The organism is Streptosporangium sp. 'caverna', from assembly GCF_003203775.1.
Classification (GTDB): Bacteria; Actinomycetota; Actinomycetes; order Streptosporangiales; family Streptosporangiaceae; genus Streptosporangium; species Streptosporangium subroseum.
This window is the reverse complement of record NZ_CP029711.1, coordinates 3,115,970-3,135,839: the sequence shown is the minus strand read 5'-3', so window position 1 is coordinate 3,135,839 and position 19,870 is coordinate 3,115,970. Positions and strand designations below refer to the sequence as shown.

At 68.2% G+C, this 19,870-nt stretch carries 10 protein-coding genes; 9 read left to right on the top strand and 1 reads right to left on the bottom strand.

Features of this window, described 5'->3' with window-relative positions; genetic code table 11:
- Nucleotides 1-442: 442 nt before the first annotated feature.
- Entirely contained in the window at nucleotides 443-2,311 is a 1,869-nt protein-coding gene (locus DKM19_RS13875) for a Xaa-Pro dipeptidyl-peptidase (protein ID WP_110705705.1), read from the top strand.
- A 348-nt stretch (nucleotides 2,312-2,659) separates the two neighbouring features.
- Here DKM19_RS13875 and DKM19_RS13870 read toward each other — a convergent pair whose 3' ends face one another.
- Nucleotides 2,660-8,269, bottom strand: coding sequence for a GH92 family glycosyl hydrolase (locus tag DKM19_RS13870; RefSeq protein ID WP_110696049.1), 5,610 nt, complete (start codon nucleotides 8,267-8,269; stop codon nucleotides 2,660-2,662).
- A 593-nt stretch (nucleotides 8,270-8,862) separates the two neighbouring features.
- Here DKM19_RS13870 and DKM19_RS13865 point away from each other — a divergent pair.
- From DKM19_RS13865 to DKM19_RS13830, 8 genes are all read left to right on the top strand, one after another.
- Complete coding sequence (locus DKM19_RS13865) at nucleotides 8,863-9,876, top strand: LacI family DNA-binding transcriptional regulator (RefSeq protein WP_239514246.1); 1,014 nt, start codon at nucleotides 8,863-8,865, stop codon at nucleotides 9,874-9,876.
- A gap of 702 nt (nucleotides 9,877-10,578) precedes the next feature.
- Nucleotides 10,579-12,126 carry a multiple monosaccharide ABC transporter ATP-binding protein gene (mmsA, locus tag DKM19_RS13860; protein ID WP_110696047.1) on the top strand — a complete coding sequence of 516 codons (1,548 nt, stop codon included), beginning with the start codon at nucleotides 10,579-10,581 and terminating at the stop codon, nucleotides 12,124-12,126.
- Nucleotides 12,123-13,421: a multiple monosaccharide ABC transporter permease gene (gene mmsB / locus DKM19_RS13855; protein ID WP_110696046.1), complete on the top strand. Its 1,299-nt coding sequence runs from the start codon at nucleotides 12,123-12,125 to the stop codon at nucleotides 13,419-13,421. Before mmsA ends, mmsB begins: the two co-directional genes overlap by 4 nt.
- A 68-nt stretch (nucleotides 13,422-13,489) precedes the next feature.
- Nucleotides 13,490-14,608, top strand: a complete 1,119-nt coding sequence (locus DKM19_RS13850) for a sugar-binding protein (RefSeq protein ID WP_110696045.1) — start codon at nucleotides 13,490-13,492, stop codon at nucleotides 14,606-14,608.
- Nucleotides 14,609-14,860: 252 nt separating this feature from the next.
- Nucleotides 14,861-15,364, top strand: coding sequence for an SRPBCC family protein (locus DKM19_RS13845; protein ID WP_162641478.1), 504 nt, complete (start codon nucleotides 14,861-14,863; stop codon nucleotides 15,362-15,364).
- Nucleotides 15,361-15,702 carry a YciI family protein gene (locus DKM19_RS13840; protein ID WP_089212075.1) on the top strand — a complete coding sequence of 114 codons (342 nt, stop codon included), beginning with the start codon at nucleotides 15,361-15,363 and terminating at the stop codon, nucleotides 15,700-15,702. The genes DKM19_RS13845 and DKM19_RS13840 overlap by 4 nt, the downstream gene beginning before the upstream one ends.
- 18 nt (nucleotides 15,703-15,720) lie before the next feature.
- Nucleotides 15,721-16,938 (top strand): RNA polymerase sigma factor, encoded by a 1,218-nt coding sequence (locus DKM19_RS13835; RefSeq protein WP_239514245.1) that lies wholly within the window; start codon nucleotides 15,721-15,723, stop codon nucleotides 16,936-16,938.
- Between the two features lie 505 nt (nucleotides 16,939-17,443).
- Entirely contained in the window at nucleotides 17,444-19,825 is a 2,382-nt protein-coding gene (locus DKM19_RS13830; RefSeq protein WP_162641477.1) for a glycoside hydrolase family 2 TIM barrel-domain containing protein, read from the top strand.
- Nucleotides 19,826-19,870: the final 45 nt, after the last annotated feature.

Here is a 19,870-nt window from a genome sequence, read left to right as displayed (position 1 = left end):
TAGCCCCAATCGCAGGTTGATCATGCGATATGAGCAATGCAACCTTAAATCAGCCGGCGCCGTTCGGAGCCGCAAAGGCCGCGCGCCACGCGGGCGCCGATTTCCCGCCGATCCGTCGGCCTGCCCCGCGAACGCCAGGCGGCGCTCAGGGCGCGTGAGTCCGAGCCGCCGAAATCTCGACATTTGTCGGAAACGCCACAATCAAGAAACAACGGTCATCCATAGACATTCGGCACACCCACTCCATAACATTCGGGCGGGCCGTCTTTACGGTCCCTTTACCCTCGTCCGAGGCCGTTTCTCCGGCTTCGGGCGCCTGATTGTTAGGGAAACTTTACCGATGTCCATATCGCGCCGGGTGACGGGTCTTGTGACACCGACCGCCCTCCGTAATCCTGGATCAGCACGCCGCGGCGCCGCGGCATTGGGTCTCGCCGTCGCCATGACCCTCACGGGGGTTGCCGCGAACTCGGCCCCCGCAGTCGCGAACGCCCCCGTCGAGCCGGTCTTCCAGAACGGCATGGCCCAGCCGGTGTTCTCGTCGAACCGAAACGACTGGATCCGCCAGGAAGTATGGGTCGAGACCCCGGTCGACAGTGACGGCGACGGCCGGAACGACCGGGTGCACGCCGAGGTCACCCGGCTCCAGGAGACCGAGACCGGCGGCCTGAAGTCGCCCGTCGTCTACGAGGCCAGCCCCTACTACGCGGGCGGCAACGAGATCACGAACCACAACGTCGACCACGAGCTCAACCAGGCGGTCCGCCCGGACAAGAGCAAGAGCAAGGGCCTGCTGGAGCGCGGTGGCTCGCTGCTGGACCCGGCGACCGACGAGCGAATGGCCGCCGCGACCGCCGACGGGACCGCCGGCGGGACCGACGTCGGCAGGCTCGCCGCCGACACAGGCCCGCAGCCCGCCATCAGCACCAGCCATGAGTCCAACTGGCTGCCCCGCGGTTTCGCGGTGGTCCACGCCGAGTCGCTGGGCAGCGGCAAGTCCGACGGCTGTCCGACCACCGGTGGGCGCAACGAGACCATCGGCGCGAAGTCCGTCGTGGACTGGCTGAACGGTCGCGCGAAGGCCTACGACGCCGCCGGTGGGGAGGTCCAGGCCACGTGGACGACCGGCAAGGTCGGCATGATCGGCACCTCGTACAACGGCACCCTGCCCAACGCGGTCGCCAGCACCGGTGTCGAGGGTCTTGAGGCCATCGTGCCGATCTCGGCGATCTCAAGCTGGTACGACTACTACCGCGCGAACGGCGCCGTGGTAGCCGCCGGCGGCTACCAGGGCGAGGACGCCGACGTGCTCGCGGAGTACGTCTACACCCGCGCGGACAGGCAGATCTGCCGAAGCGTCATCGAGCAGCTCGAGAAGGACCAGGACCGGGTCACCGGCGACTACAGCGCCTTCTGGGACGAGCGCAACTACATGAACGACGTCGACAAGGTCCACGCCGCGGTGCTGGTCGCGCACGGGCTCAACGACTGGAACGTCAAGACCAAGCAGGCCGCGCAGTGGTACGAGGCGCTCAAGGCACGCAACGTGCCGCACAAGATCTACCTGCACCAGGGCGGCCACGGTGGCTCCCCCAGCATCGACGTGCTCAACCGCTGGTTCACCCGCTACCTGTGGGATTACCAGAACGGCGTGGAGAACGACCCTCGGGCTCTGATCCAGCGCGAGGACAGGACGCTGGTGACATATCCCGAGTGGCCCGACCCGACCGCAGCGGACGCCAAGCTCAACCTGGCGCCCAGCACGGACGGGACCGTCGGTGTCCTCACCCGCGAGAAGACCCCCCGGGTCGGGCCGATGACCGAGACCATCGTCGACGACGCGTCCAAGACGGCGCAGACCCTCGCCGACGCGGTGACGTCTCCCAACCGCCTGGCCTACAAGTCGGGGGCACTGTCCGGCGCGGTCCGGCTCAGCGGCACGCCGAAGGTATCGCTGCAGATTGGTTTCGGCCAGCCCGCCGCGAACGTCACGGCGCTGCTCGTCGACTACGACCAGAACGGCAAGGCGAAGATCATCACCCGGGGCTGGAGGGACCCGCAGAACCGCAAGTCGCTCTCGGAGAGCGAGCCGATCAGGCCGGGCAGGACGTACAACCTCGACTTCGACATGCAGCCGCATGACTATGTGTTCCAGACGGGACACCGCATCGGCATCGTGCTGCTGTCGAGCGACTACGAGTACACCATCCGGCCCGCCCCCGGCGCGACGCTGCAGCTCGACACGGTCAAGAGCACGGTCAAGCTGCCGATCGTCGGCGGAGCGGCCGCGTTCACCGCGGCGAACGGCTGATCCCACTCCCGATCCCGATGACAGGGCGGGCCGCCACTCGGCGGCCCGCCCTGTCCGGCTTTTGTGAAGTGGCTTCCTGCCGGTGCACACGCGCCTCCGCGGTGGACTCGGTGCCTCCCTATCAGGGGACCTATCGGGGACACACGGGGAAGAGCGTCCAGCGCTTGTTGTGGATCGTTCCGCGGTGACTCGGTGTCTCCCTATCGGGTGGCGCCCCTTCCGACCGGCGAAACCTGGCCGGGATGACAGGACGTGAACCTGCGACCCCTTGACCCGCAGGACGCAGAACGCAGGAGGGCGGGGGCCGTGATACGGCCCCCGCCCTCCTGCGGTTTCAACTGTTTTTGCTTAGTTCGAGCCGGTGACCTCGAAGGTCAGCTCGACCCGGGTCGCCGACTTGGCGCCGGCCAGCGTGATGTCGGTCGAACCCAGCTTCGCCGCCCCCGGAACGCTGACGGTCGCGCCGGAGACGACACCGTCGCCGTTCGCGTGCACGGTGCCGGACGAGAGGCCGTCACCGAAACCGATCGTGACCGCCTCGTTCGGCGCGAACCCGGAACCGTCAACGACGATCGCCGTACCGCGCGGCCCCGAGGTGGTCGACAGCATCACCTGCGGTCGGTACTCGGGCGCCGCCGGCTCCTCGGCCACCTGGACGGTCGCCGTCGCCGGCGTCTTCGAGGACGTGCCGGCGGCGGTGACGGAGTACCGGCCGGGCTGCGCGTCATCGGACGCCGCTATCGACGCGTGCACCGCTCCCTTCTCCGAGGCCGTGACCGTCACGCTGCGCGCCTGTTCGGTGCCGAGCTTGACGGTCACCCGCTCTCCGGTGGCGAACCCGCTGCCGTCGACGGTGATCGGGTCACCGGCGGCGACGATGGCGGATGCCGACACCGAGATCGACGGCTGCGCCCCGGTCTGCTTCACGGTCACGGTGAACGTCGAGGTACCGCTCGACAGCGTGTCCCATGTGGTGACGTGCACCGTGTAGGTGCCCTCCTGCGTGTAGGTGTGCTGTCCGCTCATCGCACCGGACGAGCCGACCGTGGCGTCGGCGGGAACCGTTCCGTCACCCCACTGGACGCGGGCCTGGTAGCCCGTCGAGCCGGGGACGCCACCGGTCACCGAACCGAGGTCCGCCGAGAAGGCCTGACCGGGGGTGGCCGTCTGGCCCTGGGGCGCGGTGGTCTCCAGCACCGGGGTGGGAGTGCCGTCGTCGGCGACGGCGAACACGTGGATCCTGCCCGTCGAGCCCGGCTCACCGGTCTGCGCCGGCAGGGTCACCGAGACGAGCTTCTTGCCCGCCGGGATCTGGTACGGCGCGGTGGCGAACAGGAACGGCTGCGCGCCGTCCCGGCTCGTGCCGAGCAGCCGGTAGGCGGTCTTGGCGACGATGACGTTGCCGTAGGACGGCGTACCACTGGGGTTGCCGCCCAGCGTCCAGTCGCTCATCTGGATCGGGACGGCGGCCGTGCTGCCGTCACTGAACGTCGCCGTGCCGGTGGTGCTCTGGTTGCCCTGCGTGCCGGCGCCGATGAACGCGATGCTCTTCGCGTCGTCCGGCAGGTTCAGCACGATCTTCTTGCCGTTGCCGGTCGCGTCGTCCATCTGCCCCGCCGGGATCGCCGGCAGCGTGAAGTGCAGCGCCGTGCCGGGCACGTCGTGCTGGCGGCCCTGGGTCACACCCGCCGCCGCGAGAGCGGCACGCGAGTACGCCCACGACTTGGCGTCGCAGTTCGCCGCCTGGACGCCCTCGTCACCGATGCAGACGGTGTCGAAGGCCGCGGTGAGGCCGGAGCTCGGCGCGTAGGCCACGTCGACCCCGACCGTTCCCGAGCCCAGGCCGGTGCCGTCGGTCACCGTGATGCCGGCCTGGTAGTAACCCGGCTTGGCGTAGGTGTGCGAGCCTCTGACGCTGTACACGCCCCGCGAGCTCAGGGACAGGGTGCCCGCGGTGGCCGGTGAGCCGTCACCCCAGTCGACCGTGGCCTGGTAGCCGCTCGCGGTGCCCCCGGTGACGGAGGCCAGCGGCACCGACACCGCGGCGCCGGACGTCGCGTGCACGCTGCTCTCGGCCAGGACCGTGATGGCGCCGCCACCCAGCTGGACGTCGCCGCCGGCGAGCAGCTCGATCTCGGCGAGGTTGGTCTGCGCGGCGCCGACGGTCTCCGTCACGACCAGGCGGAACTGCGCGAACTGCGCCGGATGGCTGATTCTGAACGGCCGGGTCTGGTTGCGCGACGAGAACACCTCGTCGCTGTGAGAGTCGATCCCGGTCCAGGTGATCCCGTCGTTGGAGCCCTCCAACTTCCACTTCGCCGGGTCGCCCGGGCCCGCCCCTGAGGTCAGGGTGTAGTACGTCGGCGTCTGCTTGCCGCTGCGGAAGGTCCAGTTCACCTGCGGCGTGCCGGAGGTGAAGGTCATCTGCGTGGTCGACGAGTCGTCGAACAGCTTCGACGCGTTCTGCCCGTCGCTCGTGGTCGCGGTGCCGAGACCGGGACCCGTGGTGTCCTGCAACGGCTTGGGCGCCTCGTCGCCCTTGGTCAGTGACGGCGGTGCCTCGTTCTTGGCGTCGCCCCAGGACGAAGCCTTCGGGCCCATCTCGAAGTCGATCGTGCCGCCATGGGCGAGCACGGACGAGTCGATGGACACATCGCGCTGCTCTCTCCCGTTGACCTTCACGTCCTGCACGTAGACGTTCTTCGTGCTGTTGCCCGGCGCGTTGACGACGATGTCGCCGCTCTGCCGGTGGACGGTCATCTGAGTGAACTGCGGCGAACCGATGACCCAGTTGGACGAGCCCGCCTGCAGCGGGTAGAGGCCCAGCGAGCTGAGGATGTACCACGACGACATCTCGCCGTTGTCCTCGTCACCCAGGTAGCCCTGGCCGATCTCGCCGCCGACGTAGAGGCGCTGCAGGATCTCCCGCACGATCGCCTGCGTCTTGGCCGGCGCGCCGACGTAGGTGTACATGTACGGGATGTGGTGCGACGGCTGGTTGCTCATGCCGAGCTGACCCATGCGCACCGCACGCGCCTCGATCATCTCGTGGATCGTGCCGCCGTACCCGCCGGGCTTGTCGGCGTTCTCCGGGGTGGCGAAGAACTCGTCGAGCTTCTGCTCCAGCGCCTTCTGCCCGCCGTACAGGTTGGCCAGTCCCTGGCCGTCCTGCTGTGCGGTGAACGCGAAGTTCCACCCGTTGGTCTCGGTGTAGACGCCGCCCCAGTCCAGCGGGTCGCCGGTGAGGAACGTGCCGTTGGCGCCGCGTCCCTGGAAGAACTTCGTCTTCGTGTCGAAGAGGTTGACGTAGTTGCGGGCACGCTCCAGGAAGTACTGCGACTCTTCCTTGATCCGCTTGCGCTCCGACGCCGGCGTGGCCGGGTCCTTGGCCAGGGCCGCGCCCATGTTGCCGAGACCGTAGTCGTTGATGAAGCCTTCCAGCGCCCACGACACCGACTCGCCGGTGGAGGTCGGGGTGTAGCCGAGGAACAGCGAGGTCTCGATGCCCTTGCGGCCGACCGCGCCGCGCCCGGAGGCGACGGTCGCGTCCTTGACCGCGGAGTTGTACGCGGCGAGCGGGTCGGGCAGTTTGACGCCGTTGAGGTAGGCCTGGGCCAGCGCGACGTTCGCGCTGGTGCCGGTCATCAGGTCGGCGTAGCCGGGTGACGACCAACGGGCGACCCACCCGCCGTCGCGGTACTGCTGGACGAACCCATCAGCGATCTTGGCCGCGATGTCCGGGTACAGCAGCGAGTAGGCGGGCCACACGGTGCGGTAGGTGTCCCAGAACCCGTTGTTGACGTAGATCTGCCCGTCGACGATCTTCGCGCCGGTCTGCGTGGCGGTCGAGGTGCCGGTCGGCGCCGACACCGGGCTCGCGTACTGCCAGCGCGGCTGGGCGGCGGTGCCGGTGTTCTCCGACTGCGAGTTCGGGTACAGGTTCAGCCGGTACAGGTTCGAGTACAGCGTGACCAGCTGCGTCTCGGTCGCGTCCCGCACCTCGATCCGGCCGAGCCGGTCTTTCCACGCCGCCGCGGCGGTGGCGCGGATCTGGTCGAAGCTCTTGCCGGTGACCTCCAGGTCGAGGTTCTTGCGTGCCTGGTCGGCCGAGAGGAACGACGTCGCGATGCGCATCGTCACCTGCTGCTTCGCGGAGGTGTCGAAGGTGGCGGACGTGGCGGAGGACGCCGTCGGCGCCCGGTCGAAGGCACCGGAGACGAACATCCGGCTGCGACCGGCCGACAGGCCGCTTCCGTTGTCGACCCAGCCGGTGAACGTGCCGTCCGTACCGATGGTGAACGTGCCGTTGTAGAAGACGAGGCTTCCGGTGGCCTGCCCGGACGGGAAGGTGAACTGCATGATCCCGGCGTGGTCGGTGGGCGCCATCTCCGCGATCAGGCCGTTCTGCAGCTTGACCCGGTAGAAGTCCGGCTGCGCGACCTCGTCGTTGTGGCTGAAGGCGAGTGCCCGGGCGCTGGGCGCTCCGGTGAGCGAGCCGCCGGCCGGCACCGGCATGACCGACATCTGGTTGCGGTCACCCATCCACGGGCTGGGCTCGTGCGAGATCGCGAGTCCCTGCAGCGTGGGCAGGTTGGCCGCGTTGTTACCTCGCTGGTAGTCGTACTGCCACGAGTTGGACGCGGCGTTGGTGACGGGCGTGAAGAAGTTGAAGCCGTTCGGCACCGCCGAGATCGGCAGGTTGTTGCCACGCGAGAACCCGCCCGTCGCGTTGGTCCCGCGCCGGGTGTCGACGTAGTTGGTCAGGCTGGAGCCGTCGATCGGGGTGGCGACGCCCGTGAGGGTGATGTCGTCGAGCCAGCCCTGGAAACGGGTCGAGGCGGTGGCCTGGGGGGCGTCGTAGGCGAGCAGGATGCGGTCGATCGTCTTGCCGTCCGCGACCGACCCGATCTCGGACTGCACCGCGTTCCACTCGTTGACGTAGAGCACCTTCGACGCGCCCTGCCCGGCGGCCGTGAGCGGGTAGCCGTGCTGGTCAAGGGGGGAACGGGCGCTCAGGTAGCTGCCGTCGGTGAAGTGCAGGTCAACGGCTACATGGGTGGACGGGTACTGAGCGTCCGCACCGGTGAACTCGGGGAAGATCTTGTAGGAGAGCCGGGTCTTCGGCCCGACCGGGATGTCGACGTCGAACAGCTTGTTGGTCGCGTACGAGCGACCGGCGGCTTCGGCGTATCCCGCGTACCGCAGCGCGGTCACTCCGGTGAATCCGGCCCCCGGCTTCATGTTGGCGCCGTCGACCGGTCCGGGACCGGCGACGCTGACCATCGGGGTGGCCGGCGGCCTGGTGTCCGAGCCGTCGCTGATGTTCCACTCGGAGAGCTGGATGAGCGGGTCACCGGAGTTCGCGGTGACGTTCAGCCGGTAGTAGGCGTAAGCGGTCGTGTTGGTGAAGCTGTAGACGTTGGTGGCGAACCGCCCGCCGAAGCTCACCCCCGTCCGCCTGTCCAGGTCGGTCCACGTGCCGCCGTCGTTCGACCCCTGCACGGTGAAGTCCTTGGGGTCGCGGCCCGGCGCGTCGCCCGCGGAGGTCAGCGAGTACTTCGCCACCGCCGCGGGCTTGTCCAGCTGGTAGGTCACCCAGCCGGTCGGGTTGAACGCCAGCCACTTGGTCGACGGATCGTCGTCCTTGAGCTTCACGGCGGTTTCGCCCGGCGGGTTCTCCGCGCTCGCGGTCACCGCGCCGACCTGGCCGCGCAGGCTGCCGGGCAGGCCGGGGTTCGATCCGCTCAGGTTCGCCTGGACCGGCCGGCCGTTCGTGACCTCGACGGTGCTCGTCGCGGGTTGCGGGTCGGCCGATTCGAACGAGGAGTTGAAGTTGCCCGGCGGCGCCGATGCGCTAGCGGGGGATGCGGCGACGAGTAGTGACAACGGCAGCGACAGTGCCGCGACCGCGGCGAACCGTCGGATAAACAGGGGGCGGACAGAGGGGGGATACGACATGGCGGGGGCCTTTTGACTCGATATGGGTCGAGAGTGTCGAACGTCGGGGGGCAAACGGTTGGTCGACCGTGATGGAGCGAGAGTGTGCCTACCGGGCACTCGGGACGGGCTTGCCGTACGCCGGTGTGGGCATCGACGTCGTCAGACGCCGTCGGTGCCGGGACGTAGGTCTTGGACCATGCGGAAGCTCCATGGGGGATGGCGGGCTCGCGCAGGAGCTGCCCGGGTGTGGATCTATAAAGCGCAGCTAAGATTTCCCCCAGAAGACAACGTTGTCAAGACTCGATCGTGTAACCTCCCTGAAACAGTCCGTCTGTTTCCCCAGGTCGCCGGGCCGGGTCAGGTGAGCGGGGCAGCGTCGCGACCGCCGCGGCGCTTGCGAGGCGCGTTCGGCCACCGGCCGCCAGGTCGCTTCGAGGTCCTGGGAGCCGGCCGTTGCCCTGCGCTCGGCGATGGTCCCGTCGGCGGTGACCGGCGTGGCGGTGACCTTGCTCCGCCGGGGCCGACGGCCGAGGCGAGACCGGGCGCGGAGCCTCCTACAGCCCGGACAACGTTGTCACGCCGGATGACGGCGTGTCGGTATGGTTCGTCACATGACCAGCGACGTCGGCCGTACAAGACGGCCCACCATGGTGGACGTTGCGGCCCTGGCCGGAGTGAGCCTGAAGACCGTCTCGCGGGTCGTGAACAACACGCCGAATGTCCAGCCCGAGCTGGTCGAGCGGGTGCTCGCCGCCGTGGCCGAGCTCGGCTTCCGCCGCAACCACCTGGCCAGCTCGCTGCGCTCCGGGCAGACGACCGCCACGATCGGCCTGCTGATCGAGGAGATCGCCAACCCGTTCTACGCGGCGATCGCGGGAGCCGCCGCCGAGGTCGCCCGGCAGCACGACACGATGCTCATCATCGCCAGTTCCGAGGAGGACCCGGCGCGCGAGCAGCAACTGCTGCGGGACATGTGCGCCCGCCGCGTCGACGGGCTGCTCGTGGTGCCCGCCGGCCACGACCACTCCTTCCTGCGCGCCGAGGTCGAGCTCGGCACCCCCATGGTCTTTCTCGACCGGCCGCCTGGCGGGGTGCTCGCCGACACGGTGCTGCTCGACAACCGCGGGGGCGCGCGGGCCGGGGTGGGCCGGCTCGTCGAGGCGGGTCATCGGCGGATCGGCATCCTGCTCGACTCGATCGGCGTCTACACGATGCGCGAGCGGCTTGACGGCGCGCAGGACGCGCTGGCCCCGACCGGCGCGCCGTACGACACCCGGCTCGTCAGGGAGGGCATCCGCGACCCGGCGGCGGCGTCCCGCGTCGTCGCCGAGCTGCTCGACCAGCCGGACCCGCCGACCGCCTTCTTCAGCATGAACAACCGCATCACGCTCGGTGTGGTCGAGGAGCTGTGCCGCCGCGGCAGCGACGCCGCGCTTGTCGGGTTCGACGACTTCGACCTGGCCCGCCTGATGCCGTATCCGCTGACCGTGATCGCCTACGACACCCGCGAGCTGGCCCGGACCGCCGCCGAGCTGCTGTTCCGGCGGATCGAGGGAGACCGGTCCTGGCCGCGCACCGTGGTGCTGCCCACCGAGCTGGTCGAACGGGGCGTCCCGCCGCGCTGAGCCGGACGACCACGCACCGCGACCGATCGCCGCCGGTCCGGCGCGAGGTGCGCCGGCGAGGCCGGGACCGACCAAAGGATCATGTGGGGTAAATCTCACTGTGTGTTGCGACACGTCACGAAATGGCCACATTGGGGGTGGTCCGATTGACACGCCCGTAACACGGGAGGAGTCTCTATCCGCTGCCTGCCTGACAACGATGTCACGACCGATCGGAGGAATCAAAATCGTTACGATCACTGATTCTTTCCTCCTGCGGCACCGTGGCTCGTCAGCAAATCCGCTCAGGCATGGATCCTCCTGCCGGCAGGCGCCGGGACCGAGTGCCCCCACACGATCGCTTCCAGCGGACTTCGTTGCCTGCCACCCACGACGACGCGGCCGAACTCGCCCCTCGTCGACGGTCGGCTACGCGTAACCACGTACGACAGGGGCAGCACCACACGCCTCTACCCAACCAAGCGAATCGTTCGAAAAATGAGTGAATTGAGCTTTGCGGAACACTCTCGTCTTCGAGATATGTTTCAAGCTGCAGCAAAGTGGACGAACTGATGACGAACCCCCGGAGGCAACCATGTCGGTGGTGACCTGGCGCGGACCCCTGCAGCCGGACACGCGCGGATCCCTCTGGCGGCCCAGAGACGGTGACAACGCTGTCTCGCGGCCGTACCCGGCACAGGCCCCAACCGGGGTGAGCCGGTCATGAGCGACGCACCCGTCCTGTTGGAGATGCGTTCCATCACCAAGGAGTTCCCCGGGGTCAAGGCGCTCTCCGACGTCAACCTGGTGGTGCGGGCCGGCGAGATCCACGCGATCGCCGGGGAGAACGGCGCCGGCAAATCCACCCTGATGAAGGTGCTCAGCGGGGTCTACCCGTACGGCACCTACTCCGGTGAGATCCTCTACCAGGGCACGGAGAGCCGGTTCTCCGACATCCGGGCCAGCGAACGCTCCGGCATCGTGATCATCCACCAGGAGCTCGCCCTGGTGCCCGGCATGTCCATCACCGAGAACATCTTCCTCGGCAACGAGCCGGGCCGCGGCGGTGTGATCGACTGGAAGGTCGCCAACCGCCAGGCACTGGAGCTGATGGCCCGGGTCGGCCTGGAGGAGGACCCGGACACGCTGATCAAGGACATCGGCGTGGGCAAGCAGCAGCTCGTGGAGATCGCGAAGGCGTTCGCCAAGGACGTGAAGCTCCTCATCCTCGACGAGCCCACCGCCGCCCTGAACGAGGCCGACTCCCAGCATCTGCTGGATCTCCTCCGCCACTTCAAGCAGCGGGGCGTCACCTCGATCATCATCTCCCACAAGCTCAACGAGATCGCTCAGGTCGCCGACTCCATCACCATCCTGCGGGACGGCCGGACGATCGAGACCCTCGACATCAAGGCGGACGGCGTCGACGAGGACCGGATCGTCCGGGGCATGGTCGGCCGGGAGCTGCACAGCCGCTTCCCCGACCACACCCCCGAGATCGGCGAGGTCTTCTTCGAGGTACGCAACTGGACGGTCCGGCACCCGATCTCCGCCGACCGCCTGGTGGCCAAGAACTCCAGCTTCACCGTGCGCCGCGGTGAGATCGTCGGGTTCGCCGGCCTGATGGGCGCCGGGCGCACCGAGCTGGCGATGAGCATCTTCGGCCGGTCGTACGGCACCTACGTCTCCGGGCAGATCTTCAAGGACGGCCAGGAGATCGTGCTGAGGTCCGTGTCGGACGCCATCGCGCACGGCCTGGCGTACGTCAGCGAGGACCGCAAGTCGATCGGCCTGAACCTGCTCGACGACATCAAGACCTCGATGGTGTCCGCCAAGCTGTCCAAGGTCTCCACCCGCGGCGTGGTCGACTCGGTGCGGGAGTATCAGGCGGCCGAGGGCTACCGGACGAGCCTGCGGGTCAAGGCCCCCACCGTCGACGAGGGGGTCACCAAGCTCTCCGGTGGCAACCAGCAGAAGGTGGTGCTGGCGAAGTGGATGTTCACCGATCCCGACCTGCTGATCCTCGATGAACCGACCCGGGGCATCGACGTCGGCGCCAAGTACGAGATCTACGGCATCATCCAGCGACTCGCCGACCAGGGGAAGGGCGTCATCGTCATCTCCTCGGAGCTACCCGAGCTGATCGGCCTGTGCGACCGGATCTACACGGTGTTCGAGGGGACCATAACCGGCGACATCGCCCGGCGAGATGCCGACCCGGAACTCCTGATGAAGCAGATGACCTCAGTGAAGAAGGCACAGCGATCATGAGCCGCGTGAAAGAACTTCAGAAGTCCCTGTTCGGAGGGACGACCTCCAACGCCCGGCAGTTCGGGATGATCTTCACGTTGGTGGCGATCGTCCTGCTGTTCCAGATCCTGACCAACGGCCTGACGCTGAACTCCGGCAACCTCATCTCGCTGGTGAGCCAGTACTCGTACATCCTGATCCTGGCGATCGGGATGCTGATGGTCATCGTCGCCGGGCACATCGACCTCTCCGTCGGCTCGATCGCCGCGTTTGTCGGCATCGTGGTCGCGAAGGTCATGCAGGACTACTCGGTGCCGTGGTTCCTGGCCATCCTGATCGGTCTGGCGGTCGGCGTCGTCATCGGCGCCTGGCAGGGCTTCTGGGTGGCCTACGTCGGAGTTCCGGCGTTCATCGTCACCCTGGCCGGCATGTTGCTGTTCCGGGGCGGTAACCAGTTCATCGGCAACGCCGACACCATTCCCGTGCCCGAGGGGTTCAGGACCATCGGTGCCGGCTTCCTGCCGGAGATCGGCCCGAACACCGGGTACAACAACCTCACGCTCCTGCTCGGCCTGCTGGTCGGCGTGGCGGTGGTGGTCCGGGAGTGGAGGGCCCGCCGGGTCCGGCAGCAGATGTCGGCCGACGTCGCCCCGATGTGGATCTCAGCGATCCGGGTCGCCTTCCCCCTCGTCGTGGTGGTGTTCGCGACCCTGCAGTTCGCCGGCGGACGAGTCGGGACCAGCTTCCCCATCTCTGGAATCATCCTCGGCGTCCTGGTCGTGATCTACTCGTTCTTCACCCGCAACACGGCCGGCGGCCGGCACATCTACGCGGTCGGCGGCAACTCCCGGGCCGCCGAGCTGTCCGGCGTCAAGCTCAAGCGGGTCAACTTCCTGGTGATGATGAACATGGCGGTCCTGGCTGCCCTGGCCGGCATGATCTTCGTCGCCCGTTCGGCCGCCTCCGGGCCGCAGGACGGCATCGGCTGGGAGCTGGACGCGATCGCCGCCGTCTTCATCGGTGGTGCGGCCGTCTCCGGCGGCCTGGGCACGATCAGCGGGTCCATCGTCGGTGGCCTCGTCATGGCCGTGCTCAACAACGGCCTGCAGCTGATGGGTGTGGGGTCCGACCGGGTGCAGATCATCAAGGGTCTGGTCCTGCTGCTGGCCGTCGCACTCGACGTCTACAACAAGAAGCAGGGACGCTTCTCGATCATCGAATCGCTGACGCGTCCATTCCGCAGGGAGGCACCGGCCGACCCTGCGCCTGGCACCGGAGCGGACCAGGAGCGCGGCAAAAGTCCGGTGGCCGGCTGACAGCCGGACCACCACTGACGGGCGGAAGGCTTCCGCCCCGTCCTACTTCGAAGAAGGGCACCTGAAAAATGCGCAATACCATCGTCCGCAGCGTGGCGGCCGGCGCCATCGCGCTCCTGGCACTCACCGCCTGCGCCTCCGAGCGTTCGGCGGACACCAGCACCGGTACCAACGCCGGCGGCTCGACCGAAGCCGCTAAGGGCTTCGCGGCCGACGCTCTGATCGGTGTCGCGCTGCCGGCGAAGACCTCGCAGAACTGGGTTCTGGCCGGTGACCTGTTCACCAACGGCCTGAAGGAGGCCGGCTTCCAGTCCGACGTGCAGTACGCCGGCTCCTCCACCACCGTCGCCGACCAGCAGGCGCAGATCTCGGCCATGGTCACCAAGGGCGCCAAGGTCATCATCATCGGTGCGACCGACGCCGCGCAGCTGTCCACCCAGGTGGAGGCGGCCAAGGCGGCCGGCGCGACCGTCATCGCCTACGACCGGCTCATCAAGAACACCCAGGCCCTCGACTACTACGTCGCGTACGACAACTTCAAGGTCGGCGAGCTCCAGGGCAAGGCACTGCTGGATGGCATGAAGGCGAAGAAGCCGACCGGCCCGTACACCATCGAGCTGTTCTCCGGCTCGTCGGACGACAACAACTCGGCGGTCTTCTTCGACGGCGCGATGAGCGTGCTGAAGCCGCAGATCGACTCCGGCGACGTGGTGGTCGGCTCCGGCCAGACCGAGATCAAGCAGACCTCCACCGACGGCTGGAAGGCCGAGAACGCCCAGCGGCGGATGGACTCGCTGCTGACCTCCACCTACAGCAGCAAGACCCTGGACGGGGTGCTCTCCCCCAACGACACGCTGGCCCGCGCCATCATCACCTCGGTCAAGGGTGCCGGCAAGGACATCCCGGTCGTGACCGGCCAGGACTCCGAGCCGGAGTCGGTCAAGTCGATCGTGGCCGGCGAGCAGTACTCCACGATCAACAAGGACACCCGCAACCTGGTCAAGCAGAGCATCCAGATGGTCAAGGACCTGCAGGCCGGTAAGGCACCCGAGGTCAACGACACCAAGTCGTACAACAACGGGGTGAAGGTCGTCCCGTCGTACCTGCTGGAGCCCCTGATCGTGACCAAGGAGAACGTCGTCGAGGCGTACGCCAACGACCCCGACCTGGCCCCGCTCACCAAGTAGCAGCGCCCGGCTGTAGTCAGCCGCATTCATGGGTCCCCGGAAGCTCCACGCCGGGGACCCATATTTGTTGCCGGGCGGCGTCGCTCGACCGGCAAAGGGATCTTCCCCGTGACCGGACGCGCCCGCCCGACCGGCTTCGCACAGAATCCGGATACGCCCGCCCGCCCGGCTTCTCAAAAAATCTTGAGGTGAGCCTGTAGTAGAAGGCCTCTCTCGTTCGTCATCCACATGACCAACGAGAGGAGAACACTCATGGACATGGTCACTGGTGCACAGGTGGCGGTCGCCCTGACCGTCCCGATACCGCGCGAGCGGATGTGGGACCTGGTCACCGCGGTGGACCGGATCGGCGAGTGGAGCCCGGAGGCCACCGGCGGCAGCTGGTGTGACGGCACCCAGGCCCCGGCTCCGGGTGCCCGGTTCATCGGCCGCAACCGGTTTCCGAGCGGATTTGAAAGTAAGGTGACCTGCGTGGTCATCGAAGCGGAGCGGCCGGGCGTTTTCGCCTGGAGCGTTCTCGACGACGCCGATCTGGTCGGCTCGACGTGGCGCTACGAGCTGCGCGAGGGCGGCGAGCCGGGAAGCACCCTGGTCCACCACTCGTTCACCCACGGCCCCGGCGCCAGCGGCGCCCGCGCGGATGCCGAGGCCGACCCGCGGATGCTCGACAGCCGTCTGGTCACCCTGTGCCGAAACATGACCACCACGATCTCCGCGATGGCCGCCGCCGATTCCACGATGGGAGCAGTCCGATGAAGTACCTGATGCTGGTGTGCACCGACCCCGACTACAAGCCCGGCCAGGACGACGGCGCCCCGGACGTGGAGGACTGGGTCACGGAGATGGACGGCAAGGGGATCCGGCTGATGGGCAACCGCACCCGGCCGGCGAGCGACGCGACCACGGTCCGCGTCCGCAACCGCGAGGTGCTGCTGACCGACGGTCCGTACGCCGAGACCAAGGACCAGATAGCCGGTTTCGACATCATCGAGTGCGCCGACCTCGACGAGGCCATCGATATCGCGTCCAAGCACCCGATGGCGTGGGCCGGGATGATCGAGCTGCGCCCGTTCTGGCCCGACGACCAGGACTAGCGAAGACGGACGACGTCGGTGACGGCTCAGGCGAGGGACCGGATCGCCGGGATCTACGCCGACGGGTGGAGCCGGATCGTGGCCACCATGATCCGGTTCACCGGCGGCGACTGGGATCTGGCCGAGGAGTGCACGCAGGACGCGTTCGCGCAGGCACTCCAGAGGTGGCCGGAATCAGGCATACCGGACCAGCCACTGGCGTGGCTGACCACCACGGCACGCCACCGCGCGATCGACCGGATGCGTCGCGCTTCCACTGAGGCGACGAAGCTGCGGAAGGCGGCCGCGATGAACCCGGAGCCGTCGCCCTACCTGAGCGACAGTGAGATCCCCGACGAGCGTCTGGAGCTCATGTTCACCTGCTGCCATCCGTCGCTGAGTCTCGAAGCCCAGGTGGCGTTGACCCTGCGGAGCCTGGCCGGCATGAGCACCGCCGAGATCGCGCGTGCGTTCCTGGTGCCGGAGCGCACCATGGGCCAGCGCATCTTCCGCGCCAAACAGAAGGTCGCGCACGCGGGCATCCCGTTCCGGGTGCCGCCCGCGCACCTGCTGCCGGACCGCCTTCCCGCCGTACTCCACGTGCTCTACCTACTGTTCAACGAGGGGTACGGGGACCCGCAGAAGGCCCGGCTGTGCCAGGAGGCCATCCGTCTCGCACGGGTGGTGACGGCGTTGATGCCCGACGAGCCCGAAACGCACGGCATGCTCGCGCTGATGCTGCTGCACGATGCCCGGAGGCCGGCGCGCATGAACGCGGACGGCGACATGGTCACCCTGGCCGAGCAGGACCGCTCGCTGTGGGATCAGGCGCAGATCGCGGAGGGCGCCGCGATCTGCGAACGAGCGCTACGCCGGCGCCGGGCCGGGCCGTTCCAGCTCCAGGCGGCCATCGCGGCGTGTCATGCCACCGCGCCGGTCGCGGCCCAAACGGACTGGCCACAGATCGTCGGGCTGTACACACAGCTCGCGCGCATCGCCCCAAGCCCGATCGTGGATCTGAACCGTGCCGTGGCGATCGGCATGGCCGACGGTCCCGAGGCGGCGCTGCCGCTGGTCGACGCGATCGCCCGGGCCGGACAGCTCAACGACTACTACCTGCTGCACGCCACACGCGCCGACCTGCTGCGACGCGTCGGCCGCTCCCAGGAGGCGGCCGACGGCTACCGCGCGGCGCTCGATCTCGCACCCACCGACGCCGAACGTCGTTTCCTGCGCAGCCGGCTACAGCTTCGCTGACGGGATAACCGCCCGTGCGCGGGTGATCATCGGCTGGCCGTTGGGCGGCACCTGGGCGGCATGTTCAGCCCCGTAGGCGCCTCCACTCCGGCTTTCCGTCGTCGTGGCGGTGTGCGAGCGGCGGAGCGCCGGCGAGCTCCTGGCCGCCCGCGGCGGCGCGGCGACGTCAGTAACAAATTGGCCACGTCGTCGCCACATGGCTTTCGCCACCCTCACAAGGTGCGGTTAACTCCAGCTTTGTCACTGTTAACGCGCGTTACTAGTGGAGGATGTTAGCGTTAACAACGCCCTGTAGGAGCTTTACACCCCAAATCGACCTCCCGGTCATGCTGGTCGCCGCCGCTCCTGCACCGCCGGACTCCTCATCAGCGAATCGCTTCGCGTCCGCCGGATTCGCGAGAAAACGGCGGCCTTCCGACCCATGAGCAACCACGCGATGCCGTGTCGGCACTCGCGCGGCCGGAGCATTCCTCCGCAACCGCACACCCCACAGAAACGAGTCTCAGTGAGCAGATCGAATGCTCTTCTCCCCTGGCCGGCGCGGGTTCTCCGCAAGGGACTGCGGTCCGCGGCCGCCGTACTGGCGATCGGGCTGATCGCCGGCCCGGCCACACCTTCGTTCGGCCAGTCCACCGGTCCCGCCACGGCGCACGCCGGCAGGACGAGCCAACCGACGTTCGAGGCGGGGTATCTCAACGGCGTCGCCGGTGCTGCGCCGGCGAAGACGGTCAGCCTCGCCGGGACCTGGGATTTCACGCCGGTGACGAACACCGTCTGTACCGGCGGCGGCTCGTTCGGCACGACGACCGGCCCCATGACGTGCGTCAACTCGGCGGCGAGCGGGAAGCGGACCACGATCCAGGTCCCCGGCGGCGGCTGGCTGAAGCAGGGCTACGCCGACCTGTCCAGAGCCGTCTACAGCCGGACCATCCGGGTACCCGACCTCGCCGCCGATCAGGTCACCCGGCTGACCTTCGGCGCCGTCAACCACCGGGCGACCCTCAAGGTCGACGGACGCACCGTCGGCACCAACATGACGGCGTACACCGCCTCCACGTTCGACCTCACCGGCTTCGTCCGGCCGGGCGGAACGCATCGCATCGAGGTCACCGTCGAGGGTCGCAAGGCGCTCGTCGGCCCGGACGGCCGGTATCTGGTCCCCGAAGGGGCTTCCTGGTCCGACGACGTCGCCCAGGGCATCTTCCGTTCGGCCGACCTCGAGGTTTTCCCCGCGGTCTCCATCAGCGACGCGGTCGTCCGTACCTCGGTGAGCAAGCGCCGGCTGAGCTATGACGTGTCCATCGCCAACCGCACGTCCCGGTCGCAGCGGGTCACCCTGAGCGGCGCGCTCAGCTCGTGGAACCGGGAGAACTGGAACTACCCCGCGATCCCACGCCGCGACGTGACCGTCCCGGCCAACACGACGACCACGGTGACCGTCGAGGCTCCGGCCTGGCGCGCGGGCCCGGATTCGTTCTGGTGGCCCAACGTGCCCTACCGCCAGGGTTACCGCGCCGAGCTGCACAACCTGCACCTCGCGGTCACCACCGGCGGCCGGCACACGCAGCCGTCGCAGTACGACGTCCGATTCGGGTTCCGTGAACTGGCCCAGGTCGGCGACCACTACGAGCTCAACGGCGTGCGGGTGAATTTCCGCGGCGACAGCCTGCAGGGCGCGAACTACGACAACATCGACTACCACGGCCGCAGCGACGCCTACGACACCCACCCCGGGTTCTTGAAGCCGTCGCGCGACAACGGCGGCTGGCCCGAGGCGGTGGACAACTACCAGCGGCTGAACTACAACAGCGTCCGGATCCACCAGATCCCGGCGACGCCGTACATGCTCGATGTCGCCGACGAGATGGGGCTCATGATCCAGGACGAGACCGCCATCCGCGGCTCGAACAACCGCGAGAACTTCGACTCCGGCCGCGACAACATGGTCAATCACCTGGCCGCTCTCGTCCAGCGGGACCGCAACCACGCGTCGGTGCTGCGCTGGAGCCAGGCCAACGAGCCTCAGGTGCAGTTCTTCGCCAACCCCGGCGCCGGACCCGCCTTCGACGAAACCCTCTACCAGACCGTCATGCGCTACGACACCACGCGGCCGATCAGCACCGACGGTGAGTCGCCCGACCTGCCCCACGACAACTACACCGTCTTCTGCCACTACCACGACTCCTCATTCGGCAAGTACGACGAGAGCGTCTGCGACGGACCCGCCGGAAAGCCACAGGGCCAGGGTGAGTTCATCTGGCCCGCCGACAGCACCCCGCAGGGGCTGACCTGGTTCGGCACCGCCACCATGCGGATGCGCGAGCAGGGCGGCTCCGAGGCCCGGCCCTACACCCTGCTGTCCGGCTGGGCCTCGCACATCCCCGGCGTGAAGCGGACGGACATGAAACTGGAGAGCGGCTATCCCAACGGTCCCCACCCGATCTACGGTGAGGACAACCTTCCCGACCCCTGGTCGAACCCCACCCTCCGCCTCATCCAGAACGCCTTCAACCCCGTCGCGGTGATCGACTCGGCCTTCTGGAACGCCAACAAGCTGTCGAACGAGGCCGGTGCGTGGCCGACCACGCCCGCGGTCATCACGCCCGGCCCCACCACGCGCCGGCTCACGGTGTTCAACGACTCCCTCTCCGGTGAACGCCTGACCGTCTCGTGGAGCCTGCGTACCGGTTCCGCGAGCGGCCGGCCGGTCGCCTCGGGCAGCGCCGACCTGAAGGTCGGGCTGGGCAGCCGTCAGCAGTATCCGATCACCTTCACCACCCCGGCCACCGGGCAACCCCTCTATCTCGACATCACGGTCAAGAAGCCGGGCGAGGGAACGCTGTTCCATGACACGAGCACGGTGTTCCAGGTACAGCCCGCAGCCTAGGGTCCACCGGAACGCAGGTCTGGCCGGGCGCGTTGCCGCGTCCGG

What these genes read in the sequence shown, in the direction of transcription:
- DKM19_RS13875 (WP_110705705.1), top strand. Translation starts at nt 443, where the DNA reads ATGACCCTCACGGGGGTTGCCGCGAACTCGGCCCCCGCAGTCGCGAAC.
- mmsA (WP_110696047.1), top strand. Translation starts at nt 10,579, where the DNA reads ATGAGCGACGCACCCGTCCTGTTGGAGATGCGTTCCATCACCAAGGAG.
- DKM19_RS13870 (WP_110696049.1), bottom strand. Translation starts at nt 8,269, where the DNA reads ATGTCGTATCCCCCCTCTGTCCGCCCCCTGTTTATCCGACGGTTCGCC.
- DKM19_RS13865 (WP_239514246.1), top strand. Translation starts at nt 8,863, where the DNA reads ATGACCAGCGACGTCGGCCGTACAAGACGGCCCACCATGGTGGACGTT.
- DKM19_RS13845 (WP_162641478.1), top strand. Translation starts at nt 14,861, where the DNA reads ATGGACATGGTCACTGGTGCACAGGTGGCGGTCGCCCTGACCGTCCCG.
- DKM19_RS13840 (WP_089212075.1), top strand. Translation starts at nt 15,361, where the DNA reads ATGAAGTACCTGATGCTGGTGTGCACCGACCCCGACTACAAGCCCGGC.
- DKM19_RS13850 (WP_110696045.1), top strand. Translation starts at nt 13,490, where the DNA reads ATGCGCAATACCATCGTCCGCAGCGTGGCGGCCGGCGCCATCGCGCTC.
- mmsB (WP_110696046.1), top strand. Translation starts at nt 12,123, where the DNA reads ATGAGCCGCGTGAAAGAACTTCAGAAGTCCCTGTTCGGAGGGACGACC.